The sequence below is a fragment of the Duganella sp. S19_KUP01_CR8 genome (genome assembly GCF_036688705.1).
In the GTDB taxonomy this organism is placed as follows: Bacteria; Pseudomonadota; Gammaproteobacteria; order Burkholderiales; family Burkholderiaceae_D; genus Rugamonas.
This window is the reverse complement of sequence record NZ_JAQQPR010000003.1, coordinates 175,565-189,678: the sequence shown is the minus strand read 5'-3', so window position 1 is coordinate 189,678 and position 14,114 is coordinate 175,565. Positions and strand designations below refer to the sequence as shown.

Below are 14,114 nucleotides of genomic sequence, written 5' to 3'. Positions count from 1 at the left end.
CTTGAGGTGTGAGGGCGGTTTAGTGCTGCGGCTGGCGACGGCGGGCCAGAGTGCCCAAGCCCGCCAGTCCGGCCAGCAGCATCCACGCGGCGGCCGGTTCCGGCACAGGCATGGCTTGCAGGACGATGGCCGTTTCCAGCGCGTTGAAGTCGCCGTTCCAGTTCACTGCGCTGAGGTCGATGGCGATGGTGTGGCTGTTGACGATGGTCAGCACCGGCGTGCCGCTGGTGACGCCGCTGTCGACGATGCTGAAGCCGGCGATGGGCGCGGCCAGCGTGGCGCCGAAATCGAAGGTGGCGTTGTAGCTGCCTGCGCCGATGGCGCCGTTGTTCAGGATGGTCAGGTGGCCGTTGGGCGCGAAGTCGAAGGCCAGCAGGTAGTCGGCGCTGAGGAATTCCGCGCCGGGATTGTTGGGATCGAGGGCGCTGACGTTGCTGCCCGCTTCGGCGTTGAAGCCGTGGTCCAGTCCCAGCATGCCGGCCGCGTCGCCGTTGTAGCTGGCGCTGATGACGGCGTTGTGCAGCGGATCGCTTGCCGCCTGCGCGCTGCCGGCGAGGCTAATACAGACGGCAGTCGTGGCGGCCGCCACGGCTTTGAGTAGGTTGACGTGCATTTTTTGTCTCCAGATATTGAGTTGGAACGCCGGTCTGCGCCGGTCGCCGGTCGGCACACCTCGCGTATGCCGTGCCACCGCGAGGAGGGCGTGGGGAACGCCGAGCTCGCGGGTGGTCAAAAATCTGTGTGATGCGGGAAGAGGGTGAGGCTGTGGTCAATTGGTCAGCCAATTCTACGGTGGCCTGACCAATTAATCAAGGTGGACTGTCCAATAAGGTGGCGCGGCGGTCACAACCGCATGTGCATGAAGGTGGTCGGGCCCAGCGTGCCGTCGGGCAGGGCGGCGTAGTCGGGCACCACGCCGGTCACGGCGAAGCCCAGCTTTTCATACATGCCCTGCGCCGGGAAGCCGGTGCAGGTGTCGAGCACCAGCAGCTTGCAGCCCAGCGCGCGGGCACGCTCCAGCGCGTGCCGCATCAGCGCCTGGGCGATGCCTTGCCGGCGCGCGCCGGAATGAACCAGCATCTTGGAAATTTCCGCCCGGTGGCGGCCGTTGGGCAGGCCGCACAACACCAATTGCACGGTGCCGCACAGCGCGCCGTGGTCGTCGTGCGCGACGAACAGCAGGCGTGCGCCGCTGTCGACCTGCGGCGCCAGCGCCAGCCAGAAGGCCTGCGCTTCCTCCAGCGGACAAGGCAGCAGGAAGCCGACGCTGGCGCCGTGCAGCACGCAGTCGCGCAGCACCTGCGCCAGGTCGGAAGCATGGCGGCGCAGGCCGGCGCCATCGAGCTGATTTATGGTGGGCATAGGGCGATCAGGTAGCGGGCCGGCGACGGCCCTGGGCAGAAAAAGCGCGTTGCGCCGAACAGGTGGAAGCGCAGGCAATCGCCCGCTTGCAGCTGATGGGTGACGCCGTCGAGCGTGTAGTCGAGCGCGCCTTCCAGCAGCCACAGGTGTTGCTCCATGCCGGGCACCGAGGCGCTGTCGTAGTCGATGCGGGCGCCCGGCGGCAGCCAGCCTTCGACCAGCTCGACGCCGTAGCCGCGCGCCGGCGGCGACACCATGCGGCGCTTGAAGCCGCTGGCCGGATCTTGCCACAACACCTGGTCGGCGGCGCGCAGCAGCTCGCCCGGCTGCGATTCGGCCTCGGCGATCAGGCGCGACATCGGCAGGCCGAACACGGCGCACAGCTTGCCCAGCAGGGCGGCGGTGGGGCTGTTCTCACCGCGTTCCAGGCGCGACAGCGTGGCCCGGCTGATGCCGCTGGCGGCGGCCAATTCGTCCAGCGACAATCCGCGCTCCACGCGCAGGGCGGCCAGGCGCAGGGCCAGGCGGGATTCGATATCATTTCTCATAAACGGGAATATATCTCCATTATGAGATTCAAGCAAGGCCGATCCGCCGATCTATCAACCAATCGTCTGCGCTGCATCAATCGCGCGGCCATCGCGGCCAGTATCTTTTGACGGTAGTCCCAATCGAAAAGGAGCTTACGATGGCCACGACATCCAACCCCCATATCATTCCCGGCAGCGGCCAGTTGGCGCTGCAGGGCGCAGTCGCGCTGGGTCCGGTTGCGGACGAGCAGACGATAGAAATCACCGTGCGGCTGCGCGCCGCACCCGACCGCGCGCCGCTGGACCTGCAGGCGGCCACCGCCGACACCCAGCCGGTCGGGCGCCAGTACCTGAGCCGCGAGCAGTTCGCCCAGGCGCACGGCGCCAGCGACGCCGACATCGCCAAGGTCGAGGCCTTCGCGACCCAGCGCGGCATGGCGGTGATCAGCAGCAACGCGGCGCAGCGGCGCGTGGTGCTGGCCGGCACGGCCGCGCAGATGAACGGCGCCTTCGGCGTCCAGTTGGAAGAGTACGAATACCCGGACGGCAGCTATCGCGGCCGGATCGGCGAACTGAGCGTGCCCGATGCGCTGGCCGGCGTGGTCGAGGGCGTGTTCGGACTGGATGACCGGCCGGTGGCCACGCCCAAGTTCCAGCGCCTGCAGGCGGACGGCTTCGCCTCGGCGGCGGCGGCCAATATCGCGTTCTCGCCGCCGCAACTGGCGCAGCTGTACAACTTCCCGCAGGGGCTGGACGGCAGTGGCCAGTGCATCGGCATCATCGAACTGGGCGGCGGCAGCCGGCCGCGCGACCTGAGGATATATTTCGGTGAGCTGGGCTTGCCGGTGCCGCGCGTCAGGTCGATCAGCGTCGACCACGCCAAGAACCGTCCCACCACCGCCAACAGCGCCGATGGCGAAGTGATGCTCGATATCGAGGTGGCGGGCGCGGTGGCGCCGGGCGCGCTGATCGCGGTGTATTACGCGCCCAATACCGAACGCGGTTTTCTCGACGCCATCACCGCCGCCGTGCACGACGCCGTCAACAAGCCGTCGGTGATCTCGATCAGCTGGGGCGCGCCGGAATCGGCCTGGACCGGCCAGGCCATGACAGCCTTCGAACAAGCCTTTGCCGACGCCGCCGCGATGGGCGTGACGATCTTGTGCGCGGCCGGCGACAACGGCTCCACCGACGGCGTCAGCGATGGCGCCCAGCACGTGGACTTCCCGGCGTCGGCGCCGCACGCGCTGGCCTGCGGCGGCACGCGCGTGATGCTGCAGGACGGCGGCCAGGCGGTGGAAACCGTGTGGAACAGCGGCCCCAACAGCGCCACCGGCGGCGGCTACAGCAGCTTCTTCGGCCGGCCCGACTATCAGCAGGGCGTGGTCAACGGCCATGCCGCGCGCGGCGTGCCGGACGTGGCCGGCGACGCCGATCCGGCCAGCGGCTACAAGGTGCGGGTCGACGGCCAGAACCTGGTGTTCGGCGGCACCAGCGCGGTGGCGCCCTTGTGGGCCGGCCTGCTGGCGCTGATCAACCAACGGCTAGGCCGCCCGGTCGGGTTCCTGCATCCATTGCTGTACGGTTCCTTGCAGGGCAGGGGCGTGACCAGGGACGTCACGGATGGCAATAATGGCGCGCAGCAGGCGGTGCCGGGATGGGATGCGTGCACGGGTTGGGGCTGTCCCGATGGCGAAAAACTATTACAGGCATTAAGTGATTAATTTTGCAAATCAAAACAATTCTTCGGTGCAAGTTTTGCATGGGGAAAAGACACTTTTTCGCTCTACAGGCCGCTAAAAATGGTGATTGTTGCTAAATCCTTGATAGAATGACGGGGTAGAAATTTTTTTGCTCGACAGTTCCAGGTGTCGTCAAACAGGAGTCGATTATGATTATGGTGAACAACATTGGTGGTGCTTCCCTTCCTGCGGCCGTGGTCGCGGAGAAGACGCTTGAGCCGAAGAAAAACGCCAGTCCTGTAGCCGAAACCAATGCGGACTTGAGCGCATCGGTAGCCGCCTATCTGTCCTTGCCTGGCTTCAACTCACCGGTGCAAAACGATCCCGCTCCTGCCGTCAGCGCGGCCGACAAGGCCAGCGCCGTCGTCAAGGCGGTGGCGGAGTCGGACGACGATGGCATGAAGCTGGCGTTGAAGCAATTCGACGAAGGCTTGAAGCGTTTGGTGCTGCGCCCTGAAACCCAGTTCTTCCAGGCCAAGTTCGGCCTCGACGGCAGCGCTGAGGACCAGAACAATCTGGTGTCGCCCGATCCTTTGCCTGGCGTCGATGAAAATGGCGTGCTGGGCAGCGGCAAGGTCGACATGGCCGCCGACAGCAACAAGGACGGCAAGATCAGTCCCGACGAACTGCGCCGCTACCAGATGCCGATCACTTACCGCAGCAGCGAACGCGCGGCGGATTCGGTGGTCAACGGCCCATCGGCCTTTTCGCTGACCGAAGCCAACCGCGCTTACGGCGTGGTGGCCACCGCAGAAGCCGCCTGATCCATCCCCACAGTTTTCCCTGAAACGGGCTTCGCCTTCACGGCGGAGCCCGTTTTTTTTCGCCTAGCAAGTTTCGTGGCGCGAATGTCATACAAAAAACACACTCAGCACGTAAAAAATGCGAATATGTCAGGCAAAAGTGCAGTTCAGTTAACCTTTTGGTCTGGCATGACCCTTCAGCGGGAGTTTTTTGTGAGAAAACAGAACTTCAGGCAATTCCACCGGCAGGCATTGCATGCCGGCGCGGCGGCACTGGTCGCGGCGGGCTTGGGCGGCTGCGCCCTCGGCCCCGAATTCAAGACCCCGGCCGCACCGGCCTCGGCGGGCGACCGCTACACCCCGACGCCGCTGGCGGCCCAGACGGCGGCCTCGGCCGGCGTCGGCGGCGGCGCCCAGCAGTTCGCGATGGGGCAGGATATTCCGGCGCAGTGGTGGACGGTGTTCCGCTCTCCCGCGCTGGACCAGCTGATACGCGGCGCGCTGGAGCAAAACCCGAATATGGCGGCGGCCGAAGCGGCGCTGCGCCAGGCGCAGGAAAGCTATAACGCCCAGTCCGGCAGCCTGGTCTATCCCACGGTGAACGGCCAGCTCGGCGTGGCGCGCCAGAAGGTGTCCGAGTCCGGCGGCGGCAACGGCGGCGTCTTCAACCTGTACAACGCCTCGGTCAACGTCGCCTACACGCCGGACGTGTTCGGCGCCACCCGGCGCACGCTGGAAGGCGCGCGCGCCCAGGTCGATTACCAGCGCTTCCAGGTCGAGGCAACCTACCTGGCGCTGAGCGCCAATGTGGTGACCACCGCCATCCGCGAAGCCTCGCTGCGCGCGCAGCTGAAGGCCACGCAGGAAGTGCTGGACGCCCTGAACAAGCAGATGGGCGTGATCGAGAAACAATTCCAGTTCGGCGCCGTGCCGCGCAACACCTTGCTCAGCCAGCGCAACCAGGTGGCGCAGATCGCCGCCACCTTGCCGCCGCTGGAAAAGGCGCTGGCGCAAAGCCGCCATCAGCTCTCCGTGCTGGCCGGCAAGCTGCCGAGCGAGGCGGGCATGCCCGAGTTCGAACTGGCCTCGCTGACCTTGCCGGAATCGCTGCCGGTGTCGCTGCCGTCGGCGCTGGTGCGCCAGCGGCCCGACATCCGCGCCAGCGAAGAACAGCTGCACGCGGCCAGCGCGGCGATCGGCGTGGCGACGGCGGCCCAGTATCCGCAGTTCACGCTGAGCGGCAGCTACGGCTCGTCGGCGCAGACCTTCAGCAAGCTGTTCGACGCCGAGACCACGGCCTGGAACCTGGCCGCCGGCCTGACCGCGCCCATCTTCAACGGCGGCGCGCTGAGCGCCAAGCGGCGCGCGGCGGAAGCGGCCTACGACGTGGCGGCGGCGCAGTACCGCGCCACCGTGCTGACGGCGTTCCAGAACGTCGCCGACAGCCTGCGCGCGCTCGATTCCGACGCGGCCTCGCTCAAGGCCCAGGCCGAAGCCGAGTCGCTGGCGGCCGAATCGCTGGCGCTGGCCACCCAGCAGTACAAGCTGGGCGGCATCAGCTACCTGGTGCTGCTGGACGCGCAGCGCAGCTACCAGCAGGCCCACGTGGCGCTGGTGCAGGCGCAGGCGGCCCGCTATGCCGACACGGCGGCGCTGTTCCAGGCGCTGGGCGGCGGCTGGTGGAACCGCGCCGGCGGCGTGCCGGCGGCCACGGCGGTGTCGGCGGCCGCGCCCTACGGCAGCGCCAAGTAAGAAGCACATATCAAACAACACTAAAAAGCAGGAGAACGATTCATGACCAAGCGTATGTTCATCATGATAGGCGGCGTCCTTTTACTGATCGTCGTTCTGGCCTTCGGCAAGTATTTGCAGATTAAGAAACTGATCGCCAGTTCGCCCAAGCCGACCGCCCAGGTCGTCACCGCGATCAAGGCCACCATCTCCGAGTGGCAGCCGCAGCTGACCTCGGTCGGCACGCTGGCGCCGGTGCGCGGCGTCGACGTCACCACCGAGATCGCCGGCCTGGTGCGCCAGGTGCACTTCAAGTCGGGCGACGAGGTCAAGGCCGGCCAGGTGCTGTTCGAGATGAACGCTGATGCCGATATCGCGCAACTGCGCTCGCTGCAGGCGGCGGCCGACCTGTCGGCCTCGGTGCTCAAGCGCGACAAGCTGCAATTCGCCGCCCAGGCCATCAGCCAGGCCCAGCTCGACAACGACGATGCCGACCTGAAGAGCCGCAAGGCGCTGGTGGCGCAGCAGCAGGCGCTGGTCGACAAGAAAACCATACGCGCGCCGTTCGCCGGCAAGCTGGGCATCACCGCCGTCAATCCCGGCCAGTACCTGAACCCCGGCGACAAGCTGGTGACCTTGCAAACCATCGATACCGTTTATATCGATTTCTTCATCCCGCAGAAACAGTTGTCCGGCTTGTCCATCGGCCAGAAGCTCAGCCTGACCAGCGACGCCTATGCGGGCGTCGGCTTCCCCGGCAAGGTCACCTCGATCAGCCCGAAAGTCGATGCCGCCACCCGCAACGTGCAGGTGCAGGCCACGGTGCCGAACGCCAAGCGCCAGCTGCTGCCGGGCATGTTCGCCAACGTCAGCCTGGACCAGGGCGACCAGAAGAAATACCTGACCCTGCCGCAGACCTCGATCACCTACAACCCTTACGGCTCGACCGTGTTCGTGCTGGCGCCGCCGCCGGCCGACGCCAAGGACACCCTCAAGGATGACAAGGGCAACGCCCACCTGGTGGCGCAGCAGGTGTTCGTCACCACCGGCCCCACGCGCGGCGACCAGGTCGCCATCCTGACCGGCGTCAAGGAAGGCCAGACCGTCGTCACCAGCGGCCAGCTCAAGCTGAAGAACGGCACGCCGGCCGTGATCGACAACAAGGTGCAGCCGGCCAACAACCCGAATCCGACGCCGCAGGAACACTAAGGGAAACCGCGCCATGAATTTCACCGACATCTTCATCAAGCGGCCGGTCCTGGCCAGCGTCGTCAGCCTGCTGATCGTGGTGCTGGGCCTGCGTTCGCTGTTCAGCCTGCCGATCAACCAGTATCCGAAGACGCAGAACGCGGTGGTCACCATTTCCACCACCTACTACGGCGCCGACGCCGCCACCGTGGCCGGCTTCATCACGCAGCCGCTGGAATCGGCCATCGCGCAGGCGCAGGGGATCGACTACCTGTCGTCGTCGTCCAACAGCGGCGTGTCGGTGATCACCGCCACCTTGCGGCTGAACTACGATTCCAACCGCGCGCTGACCGAGATCACCACCCAGGTCAACTCGGTGCGCAACCAGCTGCCGCAGCAGGCGCAGCAGCCGGTGCTGACGGTGCAGACCGGCCAGACCACCGACGCCATGTACATGGGCTTCTACAGCGACACGCTGCCGACCAACAACGTCACCGACTTCCTGGCGCGCGTGGTCAAGCCGAAACTGGACTCGATCCAGGGCGTGCAGACCGCCGAGCTGCTGGGCGCGCGCCAGTTCGCCTTGCGCGCCTGGCTGGACGTGGGCAAGATGGCGGCGCACGGCGTCACCGCGACCGAGGTCAGCGCCGCGCTGGCGCAGAACAACTACCTGGCCGGCCTGGGCGCCACCAAGGGCCAGATGGTGACCGTGCCGCTGACCGCCGGCACCGACCTGCACACGGTGGAGGAGTTCAAGGCGCTGGCCATCAAGCAGGCCGGCGGCGCCATCGTCCACCTGGAGGACATCGCCACCGTCACCCTGGGTTCGGAAAACTATGACTTCAACGTCGCCTTCAGCGGCGTGCGCTCGGTGTTCATCGGCATCAAGGTGGCGCCGGAAGCCAACATCCTGGACGTCGCCAAGCGCGTGCGCGAGGCCTTCCCGCCGATCAAGGAGCAGCTGCCGAACGGCCTGACCGGCGAGATCGTCTACGACTCGACCGAGTTCATCAACACCTCGATCGACGAAGTGGTCAAGACCCTGGTCGAAGCGCTGATCATCGTCACCATCGTCATCTACCTGTTCCTGGGCAGCTTCCGCGCGGTGATCGTGCCGGTGATCGCGATGCCGCTGTCGCTGATCGGCACCTTCTTCGTGATGCTGATGCTGGGCTATTCGATCAACCTGCTGACCCTGCTGGCCATCGTGCTGGCGATCGGCCTGGTGGTGGACGACGCCATCATCGTGGTGGAGAACGTCGACCGCCACATGAAGGAGGGCATCAAGCCCTACGACGCCGCCATCATGGCCGCGCGCGAGCTGGGCAGCCCGATCCTGGCGATGACGGTGGTGCTGATCGCGGTGTACGTGCCGATCGGCTTCCAGGGCGGCCTGACCGGCGCGCTGTTCACCGAGTTCGCCTTCACCCTGGCCGGCGCGGTGGCGGTGTCGGGCATCGTCGCGCTGACCCTGTCGCCGATGATGTGCGGCCATTTCTTCGACCCCAAGCAGGACGAAGGGCGTTTCGTCAAGGCGATCGACAAGGTGTTCGAGAAGGTCCACGGAGGCTACCTGCGCCTGCTGCACAGCCTGCTCAACACCTGGCCGGTGCTGATCGTCATGGGCCTGATCCTGAGCCTGCTGCTGGGCCTGATGTTCAAGATGTCGCAGTCGGAACTGGCGCCGGAAGAGGACCAGGGCATCGTGCTGTCGCAGGTGGTCGGCGCGCCGACCGCCACCTCGGACCAGATGCAGGCCTACGCCAAGCAGATCTTCGACATCGCGCACCAACTGCCCGAGTACGAGCAGATGTTCCAGATCACCGGCGTGCCGACCACCAATTCCGGCATCGGCGGCGTGCTGTTCAAGTCGTGGGACAAGCGGTCGCGCTCGGCGCACGAGATCCAGCAGGACTTGCAGGAAAAATGGAGCCATGTGGCCGGCGGCCGCGTGGCGGCGTTCCAGTTCCCGGCGCTGCCGGGCAGCTCCGGCTTGCCGGTGCAGTTCGTCATCACCACCACCGAGCCGTTCGAGAACCTGAACACGGTGGCGCAGGCGGTGCTGGACAAGGCGCGCAAGGACAACAAGTTCTACTTCGCCGACGTCGACCTGAAGATCGATTCGCCGCAGGCGCGCGTCGAGGTGGACCGCGACAAGCTGGCCACCTTGGGCCTGACGCAGCAGGACTTCGGCAACGCCATGGGCGCGGCGCTGGGCGGTGGTTACGTCAACTACTTCTCGATCTCCGGCCGTTCCTACAAGGTGATCCCGCAGGTGCAGCAGGTCGACCGCCTGAACCCGGCCGACGTGCTGGACTTCTACATCAAGACCCCGGGCGGCGCCATGATCCCGGCCAGCACCGTGGCCAGCATCAAGTACAGCGTGCAGCCGGAATCGGTGACCCGCTTCCAGCAGCTGAACTCGGCCACCATCGCCGGCGTCACCGGCGCCTCGCAGGGCGAGATCCTGGAATACCTGCGCAACACCGTCAAGGAAGTGGCGCCGTCGGGCTACACGGTCGACTACTCGGGCGGCTCGCGCCAGTACATGAGCGAATCGGGCGGCTTCGTGGTGACGATGGCGTTCGCCGTCATCATCGTGTTCCTGGCGCTGGCGGCGCAGTTCGAGAGCTTCCGCGATCCGATCGTGATCCTGTTCTCGGTGCCGATGGCGCTGTTCGGCGCGATGACCTTCATCTTCCTCGGCTACGCCTCGATCAACATCTACACCCAGGTCGGGCTGGTGACGCTGATGGGCCTGATTTCCAAGCACGGTATTTTGATTGTGGAAGTGGCCAACCACCTGCGCGCGGCCGGCAAGAGCAAGCGTGAAGCGATCGAGGAAGCGGCCGCCACCCGCCTGCGCCCCATCCTGATGACGACCGCGGCGATGGTGTTCGGCGTGGTGCCGCTGGTGGTGGCCTCGGGCGCCGGCGCGGCCGGCCGCCATGCGATGGGCCTGGTGATCTTCACCGGCCTGTCGATCGGCACGCTGTTCACGCTGTTCGTGGTGCCGGCCATGTATCTGTTCCTGTCCGGCCAGCATAAAGCCGAACCTCAGGCCGAACCGCAGGCCGAACCGCACGGCGGCGCGGCGCCGGTCCACACCGCCGGGCAGCCGACCTGAAGCCGGATGCGATGTCGGCCGTCGACAAGGAAACGGCACGGCGCTTCGGCTGGCTGAACGGCCAGCGCAAGCGCAGCATGGAAGAAGTCATTCTGATGATGCTGTGCGCGCTGGGCGTGCCCAGCATCCTGCCGTTCGCGATCTACCGCCTGATGCAGCAGCAGTGGATGTCGGCCACGGTCGACATGGCGCTGGTGCTGGCCATGCTGGGGGTGATCGTGCACGTGTGGCGCACCGGCCGCCACCGGGTCGCCAGCTTCTGCGTCACGCTGTTCTATTCGGCCGGCATGCTGGCCACGGTCTACCTGCGCGGCGTATCGCTGATCTACTGGGTGTATCCGACCATGATCGCCTGCTACTTCGTGCTGCGGCCCATCGTGGCGGTGGCGATCAACAGCGTCTCGCTGGCGGCGCTGGTGGTGATCCTTTTGTCGCAGCTGGCGGTGCTGAACCTGATGACCATCGTCGTCACCATCGGCCTGGTCAACCTGTTCGCCTACATCTTCGCCCACCGCACCGGCGCGCAGAACAAGGCGCTGCACACCGAGGTGGAGCTGGACTTCCTGACCGGGGTCGGCAATCGCCGCTCGCTGGACCGCAAGCTGGCCGACCATGCCGACGAGCGCCGCCCGCACCTGCCGTCCTGCCTGCTGTTGCTGGACCTGGATCACTTCAAGCAGGTCAACGATTTGCACGGCCACGCGGCCGGCGACCAGGCGCTGATACGGCTGTGCGAGGTGATGCGCCTGCATACGCGCTCGAGCGACCGCATCTTCCGCTACGGCGGCGAGGAGTTCGCCGTCATCGCCAACGGCGCGGCGCTGGACGCGGCCAGCCGCCTGGCCGAGAACCTGCGGGCCGCCGTGGCCGCCGCCTGCCTGATCGACGGCCATCCGCTGACGATCTCGATCGGCGTGGCCTTCATGGACAAGCGCCGCACGCCGGCCGACTGGCTGATGCAGGCCGACAAGATGCTGTACGCGGCCAAGCAGGGCGGCCGCAACGCCGTCCGCGTGGCCGCCGCCGAGGCGCCGTCAGACGATGCCCAGGGCGCGTAGCAGCGGCAGCCGGAGGTCGCGGAACTCGGTGGCCTGGCTGGTCAACTCGGCGAGGTTTTGCTCGTCGCCCAGCAGTTCGACGTCTTGCTTGCGGATGGTTTGCTTCGATGCCTTGAGCACCTGCCATGCGTGGTAGGCCAACTCCGACGGCTGCAGCTTGCCCTCGGCGATGGCGCTGATGAACAACTGCTGAAAACGGTTGACGGTAACGCCGGCGCCGGTCACCGGACTGGCCAGCGACGACACTTCGCCCGCGCCGCGCGCCTGCAGCAGCAAGCGCTGGTTGAGGCGATCGGTTTGCGGACGGCGCAGGGCGGCGACGGACGGTTCCTGGGCGCTGCACAGCGCCCCCATGTCCGCCAGCAGCAGACAGGCTTCGTGCAGTTGCGTCAACGTGATGCCATGGCCGCTCAAGGCCTGTTCGATTTCGCCGATGGTGCGGTCGACATGGTCGCTCAGCAGCTGAATAATGGGCGTGTAGATGGCCCCGCTAAGCGTGCAGTCCCCCAGCAACGTTTTGACGGTGAGCTTGATCGACGAAGCCGGCTCGCACAAGACGACGCGTTGGGCACGCAATTGTTCGGCATATTCGATCGGCTGCAGGCTGCGCTTGCCCTTGATCCAGTAATCCCGGCGGAACTGTTGGTTGGACATGAAACCGAAGATGCTTTCCCGAAATACCGCATCGGGGATCTCATTGAGCAGCGCCCGCTGCTCCTGTGTGACGTTCAACTGTGGCAGCAGCTCGCTGTAGGCGGCCGAACAGGCGAAGTCGAGTTTTGCCTCGGATAGCCAGCCCGCCATGTCTGCAAAGGACATCGGCAGCCAGTCGCGGTTGAAATATTCGTGGGCCAGGTAGTGGCGGTCCATGCTTGCCAGTTTTTTCAAGCGCTCCACTACCGTCGGATTGGCCACCGCGAACGCGGGGTTGGTGGTCATCAGCTTGTTGGCAAACGCGATGGCGCCATCGACCTTGGTCAACACGCCGGCGCCAGGCGGCGCCATCATGGCGGCATGCTGGGTCATCAGGTCGCGCATCGGGATCATCGCTGCCCAGCCTGGCTGGGTGTTGTAGCTGATGTACAGCATGCCGCCGACCTTCAGCTTGCGCCGCACGAAGTCGACGATGATGGCGCGGTTCTCGTCGGAGATCCAGCTCCAGATGCCGTGTACGGCGATGAAGTCGAAGTCCGGCAAATCGGCGCGGCTGCAGAATTCGGCGAACGACTGGTCGAACAGCTGCGGGCCGTCGTCCATATTGGCGGCCAGCTCCTGCGCATAGCTTGCCTGCGACGGATTGAAATCGGTGCCGTACCACTTGGTGGTGGAGGCGGCGCCGTGGATGTTGACGCTGAGTCCCTGGCCGAAACCGAGCTCACAGGCCGTCGTGATCTGAGGCTGGACCAGGCCCGCCTTCAGCAGCGCCAGCTTGGCGCGCAGGGGATTCAACAAATCATAGTAGCCGTAGGTATAACCGATATCCGCCACGTAGCCACTCGTCCAGTCCGTCATAGTCCATCCTTCTCAATAAATTGGGTCTGCTGATTCTAATGGGTTTTTGCTATGATGAGTGCATGGATATCGTAGCGCGCAACATAATGGAGAGCGGATGAGGGAATTTCTAGTCGCGGGCTGGCTGGCGCTGGCGCCGCTGGCCGCATGGGCCATGCCGGAAGCGCCGCCGGCGCCGGCCCGGACCCCGCCTGAACCGCTGGCGCGCGACTTGAGCCTGCCGCCCGCGTTGTCCGACGAGTTGATACGCAAGGCGGTGCGCGAGACCATCGTCGAAGATCCGCATCCGGCCGACACGGCGAACCGCGCGGCCGGCGCCTTCGGCACCACCGCGCCGAGCATGCATGTCACCATGACGGCCGCCTTCGAGCAGGCCAAGGTGCCCGACTGCCTGCACGGCGACGCGCTCAAACTGCAACCGGCGCAGATCGGCCCCATCGCCGTGGTGGGGCCTTACTCGCTGCCGTGGGTGATCGCTGCGGTGATACGGGGCAAATGCAACTGAGGCGTCAGAACGGCTTCACGCCGATCAGCATCTGGTGCAGCCAGTGGGCGAACAGCACCGAAACAGCAAAGCCGGCCACCACCGTGACGGCCGTCGCCACGCCCTTGCCGGGCGGGTAGACGGTGCCGGCGGCGGCATCGCGCCGGCGCGATGTGCGGAACAGCAGCACCGACCACACCAGGAAGCTGCCGAACAGGATGATGTCATGCAGCGTGCCGTTGGCCAGCAAGTGGGCCAGCGCCCAGACCTTGACGGCCAGCGTCATCGGATGATGCAGGCGCGCCTTGATGCCGTTGCCCGGCACATAGGCCGCCACCAGCAGGATGAAGGACAGCACCATCAGCGGCGCGGCGATGTGCGCCATGAAGCGCGGCGGCGACCATACCACCACCGGTTGCTGGCGCGCGATGCCGTAGCCCCAGATGATCAGCCCGAAGCCGGCCAGCGACACCAGCGAATACAGTCCCTTCCAGCCGTTCTCGCCCAGCCGCGCGCGCATGGCGCCGCGCCAGTCGTCGGCGAAGATGCGGACCGAATGCAGCCCGAGGAAAATCAGCAAACCCAATATCAGCAGCGCCATCATCACATCCCTGGAGTTGGTTGAACTGCGCAGACG

The 14,114-nt window shown here is 65.8% G+C and carries 12 protein-coding genes; 7 read left to right on the top strand and 5 right to left on the bottom strand.

Annotation, left to right across the window (positions count from 1 at the left end; genetic code table 11):
- Window positions 1-19 precede the first annotated feature (19 nt).
- The 3 genes from V6M89_RS04535 to V6M89_RS04525 all read right to left on the bottom strand — a co-directional run bounded on the left by V6M89_RS04535 (window position 20) and on the right by V6M89_RS04525 (window position 1,910).
- Window positions 20-613 carry a VPLPA-CTERM sorting domain-containing protein gene (locus V6M89_RS04535; RefSeq protein WP_332852060.1) on the bottom strand — a complete coding sequence of 198 codons (594 nt, stop codon included), beginning with the start codon at window positions 611-613 and terminating at the stop codon, window positions 20-22.
- Between the two features lie 230 nt (window positions 614-843).
- Complete coding sequence (locus V6M89_RS04530) at window positions 844-1,362, bottom strand: GNAT family N-acetyltransferase (protein WP_332852059.1); 519 nt, start codon at window positions 1,360-1,362, stop codon at window positions 844-846.
- Complete coding sequence (locus V6M89_RS04525; protein WP_332852058.1) at window positions 1,350-1,910, bottom strand: helix-turn-helix domain-containing protein; 561 nt, start codon at window positions 1,908-1,910, stop codon at window positions 1,350-1,352. The genes V6M89_RS04530 and V6M89_RS04525 overlap by 13 nt, the downstream gene beginning before the upstream one ends.
- 140 nt (window positions 1,911-2,050) lie before the next feature.
- Between V6M89_RS04525 and V6M89_RS04520 the strand changes: the two genes are divergently transcribed.
- The 6 genes from V6M89_RS04520 to V6M89_RS04495 all read left to right on the top strand — a co-directional run bounded on the left by V6M89_RS04520 (window position 2,051) and on the right by V6M89_RS04495 (window position 11,481).
- A complete protein-coding gene (locus tag V6M89_RS04520; RefSeq protein WP_332852057.1) occupies window positions 2,051-3,616 on the top strand; it encodes a S53 family peptidase in 1,566 nt (521 codons plus the stop codon).
- A gap of 167 nt (window positions 3,617-3,783) precedes the next feature.
- Window positions 3,784-4,398, top strand: coding sequence for an EF-hand domain-containing protein (locus V6M89_RS04515; RefSeq protein WP_332852056.1), 615 nt, complete (start codon window positions 3,784-3,786; stop codon window positions 4,396-4,398).
- A gap of 192 nt (window positions 4,399-4,590) precedes the next feature.
- Complete coding sequence (locus V6M89_RS04510) at window positions 4,591-6,129, top strand: efflux transporter outer membrane subunit (protein WP_332852055.1); 1,539 nt, start codon at window positions 4,591-4,593, stop codon at window positions 6,127-6,129.
- Between the two features lie 42 nt (window positions 6,130-6,171).
- On the top strand, window positions 6,172-7,317 hold the full coding sequence (locus V6M89_RS04505; protein WP_332852054.1) for an efflux RND transporter periplasmic adaptor subunit: 1,146 nt from the start codon (window positions 6,172-6,174) through the stop codon (window positions 7,315-7,317).
- A gap of 13 nt (window positions 7,318-7,330) precedes the next feature.
- Entirely contained in the window at window positions 7,331-10,423 is a 3,093-nt protein-coding gene (locus tag V6M89_RS04500) for an efflux RND transporter permease subunit (protein ID WP_332852053.1), read from the top strand.
- A gap of 11 nt (window positions 10,424-10,434) precedes the next feature.
- Window positions 10,435-11,481: a GGDEF domain-containing protein gene (locus tag V6M89_RS04495; RefSeq protein WP_332852052.1), complete on the top strand. Its 1,047-nt coding sequence runs from the start codon at window positions 10,435-10,437 to the stop codon at window positions 11,479-11,481.
- Here the strand turns inward: V6M89_RS04495 and V6M89_RS04490 are convergent.
- Window positions 11,458-12,993: a class I SAM-dependent methyltransferase gene (locus V6M89_RS04490; protein ID WP_332852051.1), complete on the bottom strand. Its 1,536-nt coding sequence runs from the start codon at window positions 12,991-12,993 to the stop codon at window positions 11,458-11,460. The two genes, V6M89_RS04495 and V6M89_RS04490, sit on opposite strands and share 24 nt — an antisense overlap.
- 97 nt (window positions 12,994-13,090) lie before the next feature.
- Between V6M89_RS04490 and V6M89_RS04485 the strand changes: the two genes are divergently transcribed.
- Window positions 13,091-13,498 (top strand): hypothetical protein, encoded by a 408-nt coding sequence (locus V6M89_RS04485; RefSeq protein WP_332852050.1) that lies wholly within the window; start codon window positions 13,091-13,093, stop codon window positions 13,496-13,498.
- A 4-nt stretch (window positions 13,499-13,502) separates the two neighbouring features.
- Here the strand turns inward: V6M89_RS04485 and V6M89_RS04480 are convergent, their stop codons facing one another.
- Window positions 13,503-14,078 carry an NnrU family protein gene (locus V6M89_RS04480; RefSeq protein ID WP_332852187.1) on the bottom strand — a complete coding sequence of 192 codons (576 nt, stop codon included), beginning with the start codon at window positions 14,076-14,078 and terminating at the stop codon, window positions 13,503-13,505.
- Between the last annotated feature and the right edge of the window lie 36 nt (window positions 14,079-14,114).

What these genes read in the sequence shown, in the direction of transcription:
- V6M89_RS04535 (WP_332852060.1), bottom strand. Translation starts at nt 613, where the DNA reads ATGCACGTCAACCTACTCAAAGCCGTGGCGGCCGCCACGACTGCCGTC.
- V6M89_RS04530 (WP_332852059.1), bottom strand. Translation starts at nt 1,362, where the DNA reads ATGCCCACCATAAATCAGCTCGATGGCGCCGGCCTGCGCCGCCATGCT.
- V6M89_RS04525 (WP_332852058.1), bottom strand. Translation starts at nt 1,910, where the DNA reads ATGAGAAATGATATCGAATCCCGCCTGGCCCTGCGCCTGGCCGCCCTG.
- V6M89_RS04520 (WP_332852057.1), top strand. Translation starts at nt 2,051, where the DNA reads ATGGCCACGACATCCAACCCCCATATCATTCCCGGCAGCGGCCAGTTG.
- V6M89_RS04515 (WP_332852056.1), top strand. Translation starts at nt 3,784, where the DNA reads ATGATTATGGTGAACAACATTGGTGGTGCTTCCCTTCCTGCGGCCGTG.
- V6M89_RS04505 (WP_332852054.1), top strand. Translation starts at nt 6,172, where the DNA reads ATGACCAAGCGTATGTTCATCATGATAGGCGGCGTCCTTTTACTGATC.
- V6M89_RS04500 (WP_332852053.1), top strand. Translation starts at nt 7,331, where the DNA reads ATGAATTTCACCGACATCTTCATCAAGCGGCCGGTCCTGGCCAGCGTC.
- V6M89_RS04495 (WP_332852052.1), top strand. Translation starts at nt 10,435, where the DNA reads ATGTCGGCCGTCGACAAGGAAACGGCACGGCGCTTCGGCTGGCTGAAC.
- V6M89_RS04490 (WP_332852051.1), bottom strand. Translation starts at nt 12,993, where the DNA reads ATGACGGACTGGACGAGTGGCTACGTGGCGGATATCGGTTATACCTAC.
- V6M89_RS04485 (WP_332852050.1), top strand. Translation starts at nt 13,091, where the DNA reads ATGAGGGAATTTCTAGTCGCGGGCTGGCTGGCGCTGGCGCCGCTGGCC.
- V6M89_RS04480 (WP_332852187.1), bottom strand. Translation starts at nt 14,078, where the DNA reads ATGGCGCTGCTGATATTGGGTTTGCTGATTTTCCTCGGGCTGCATTCG.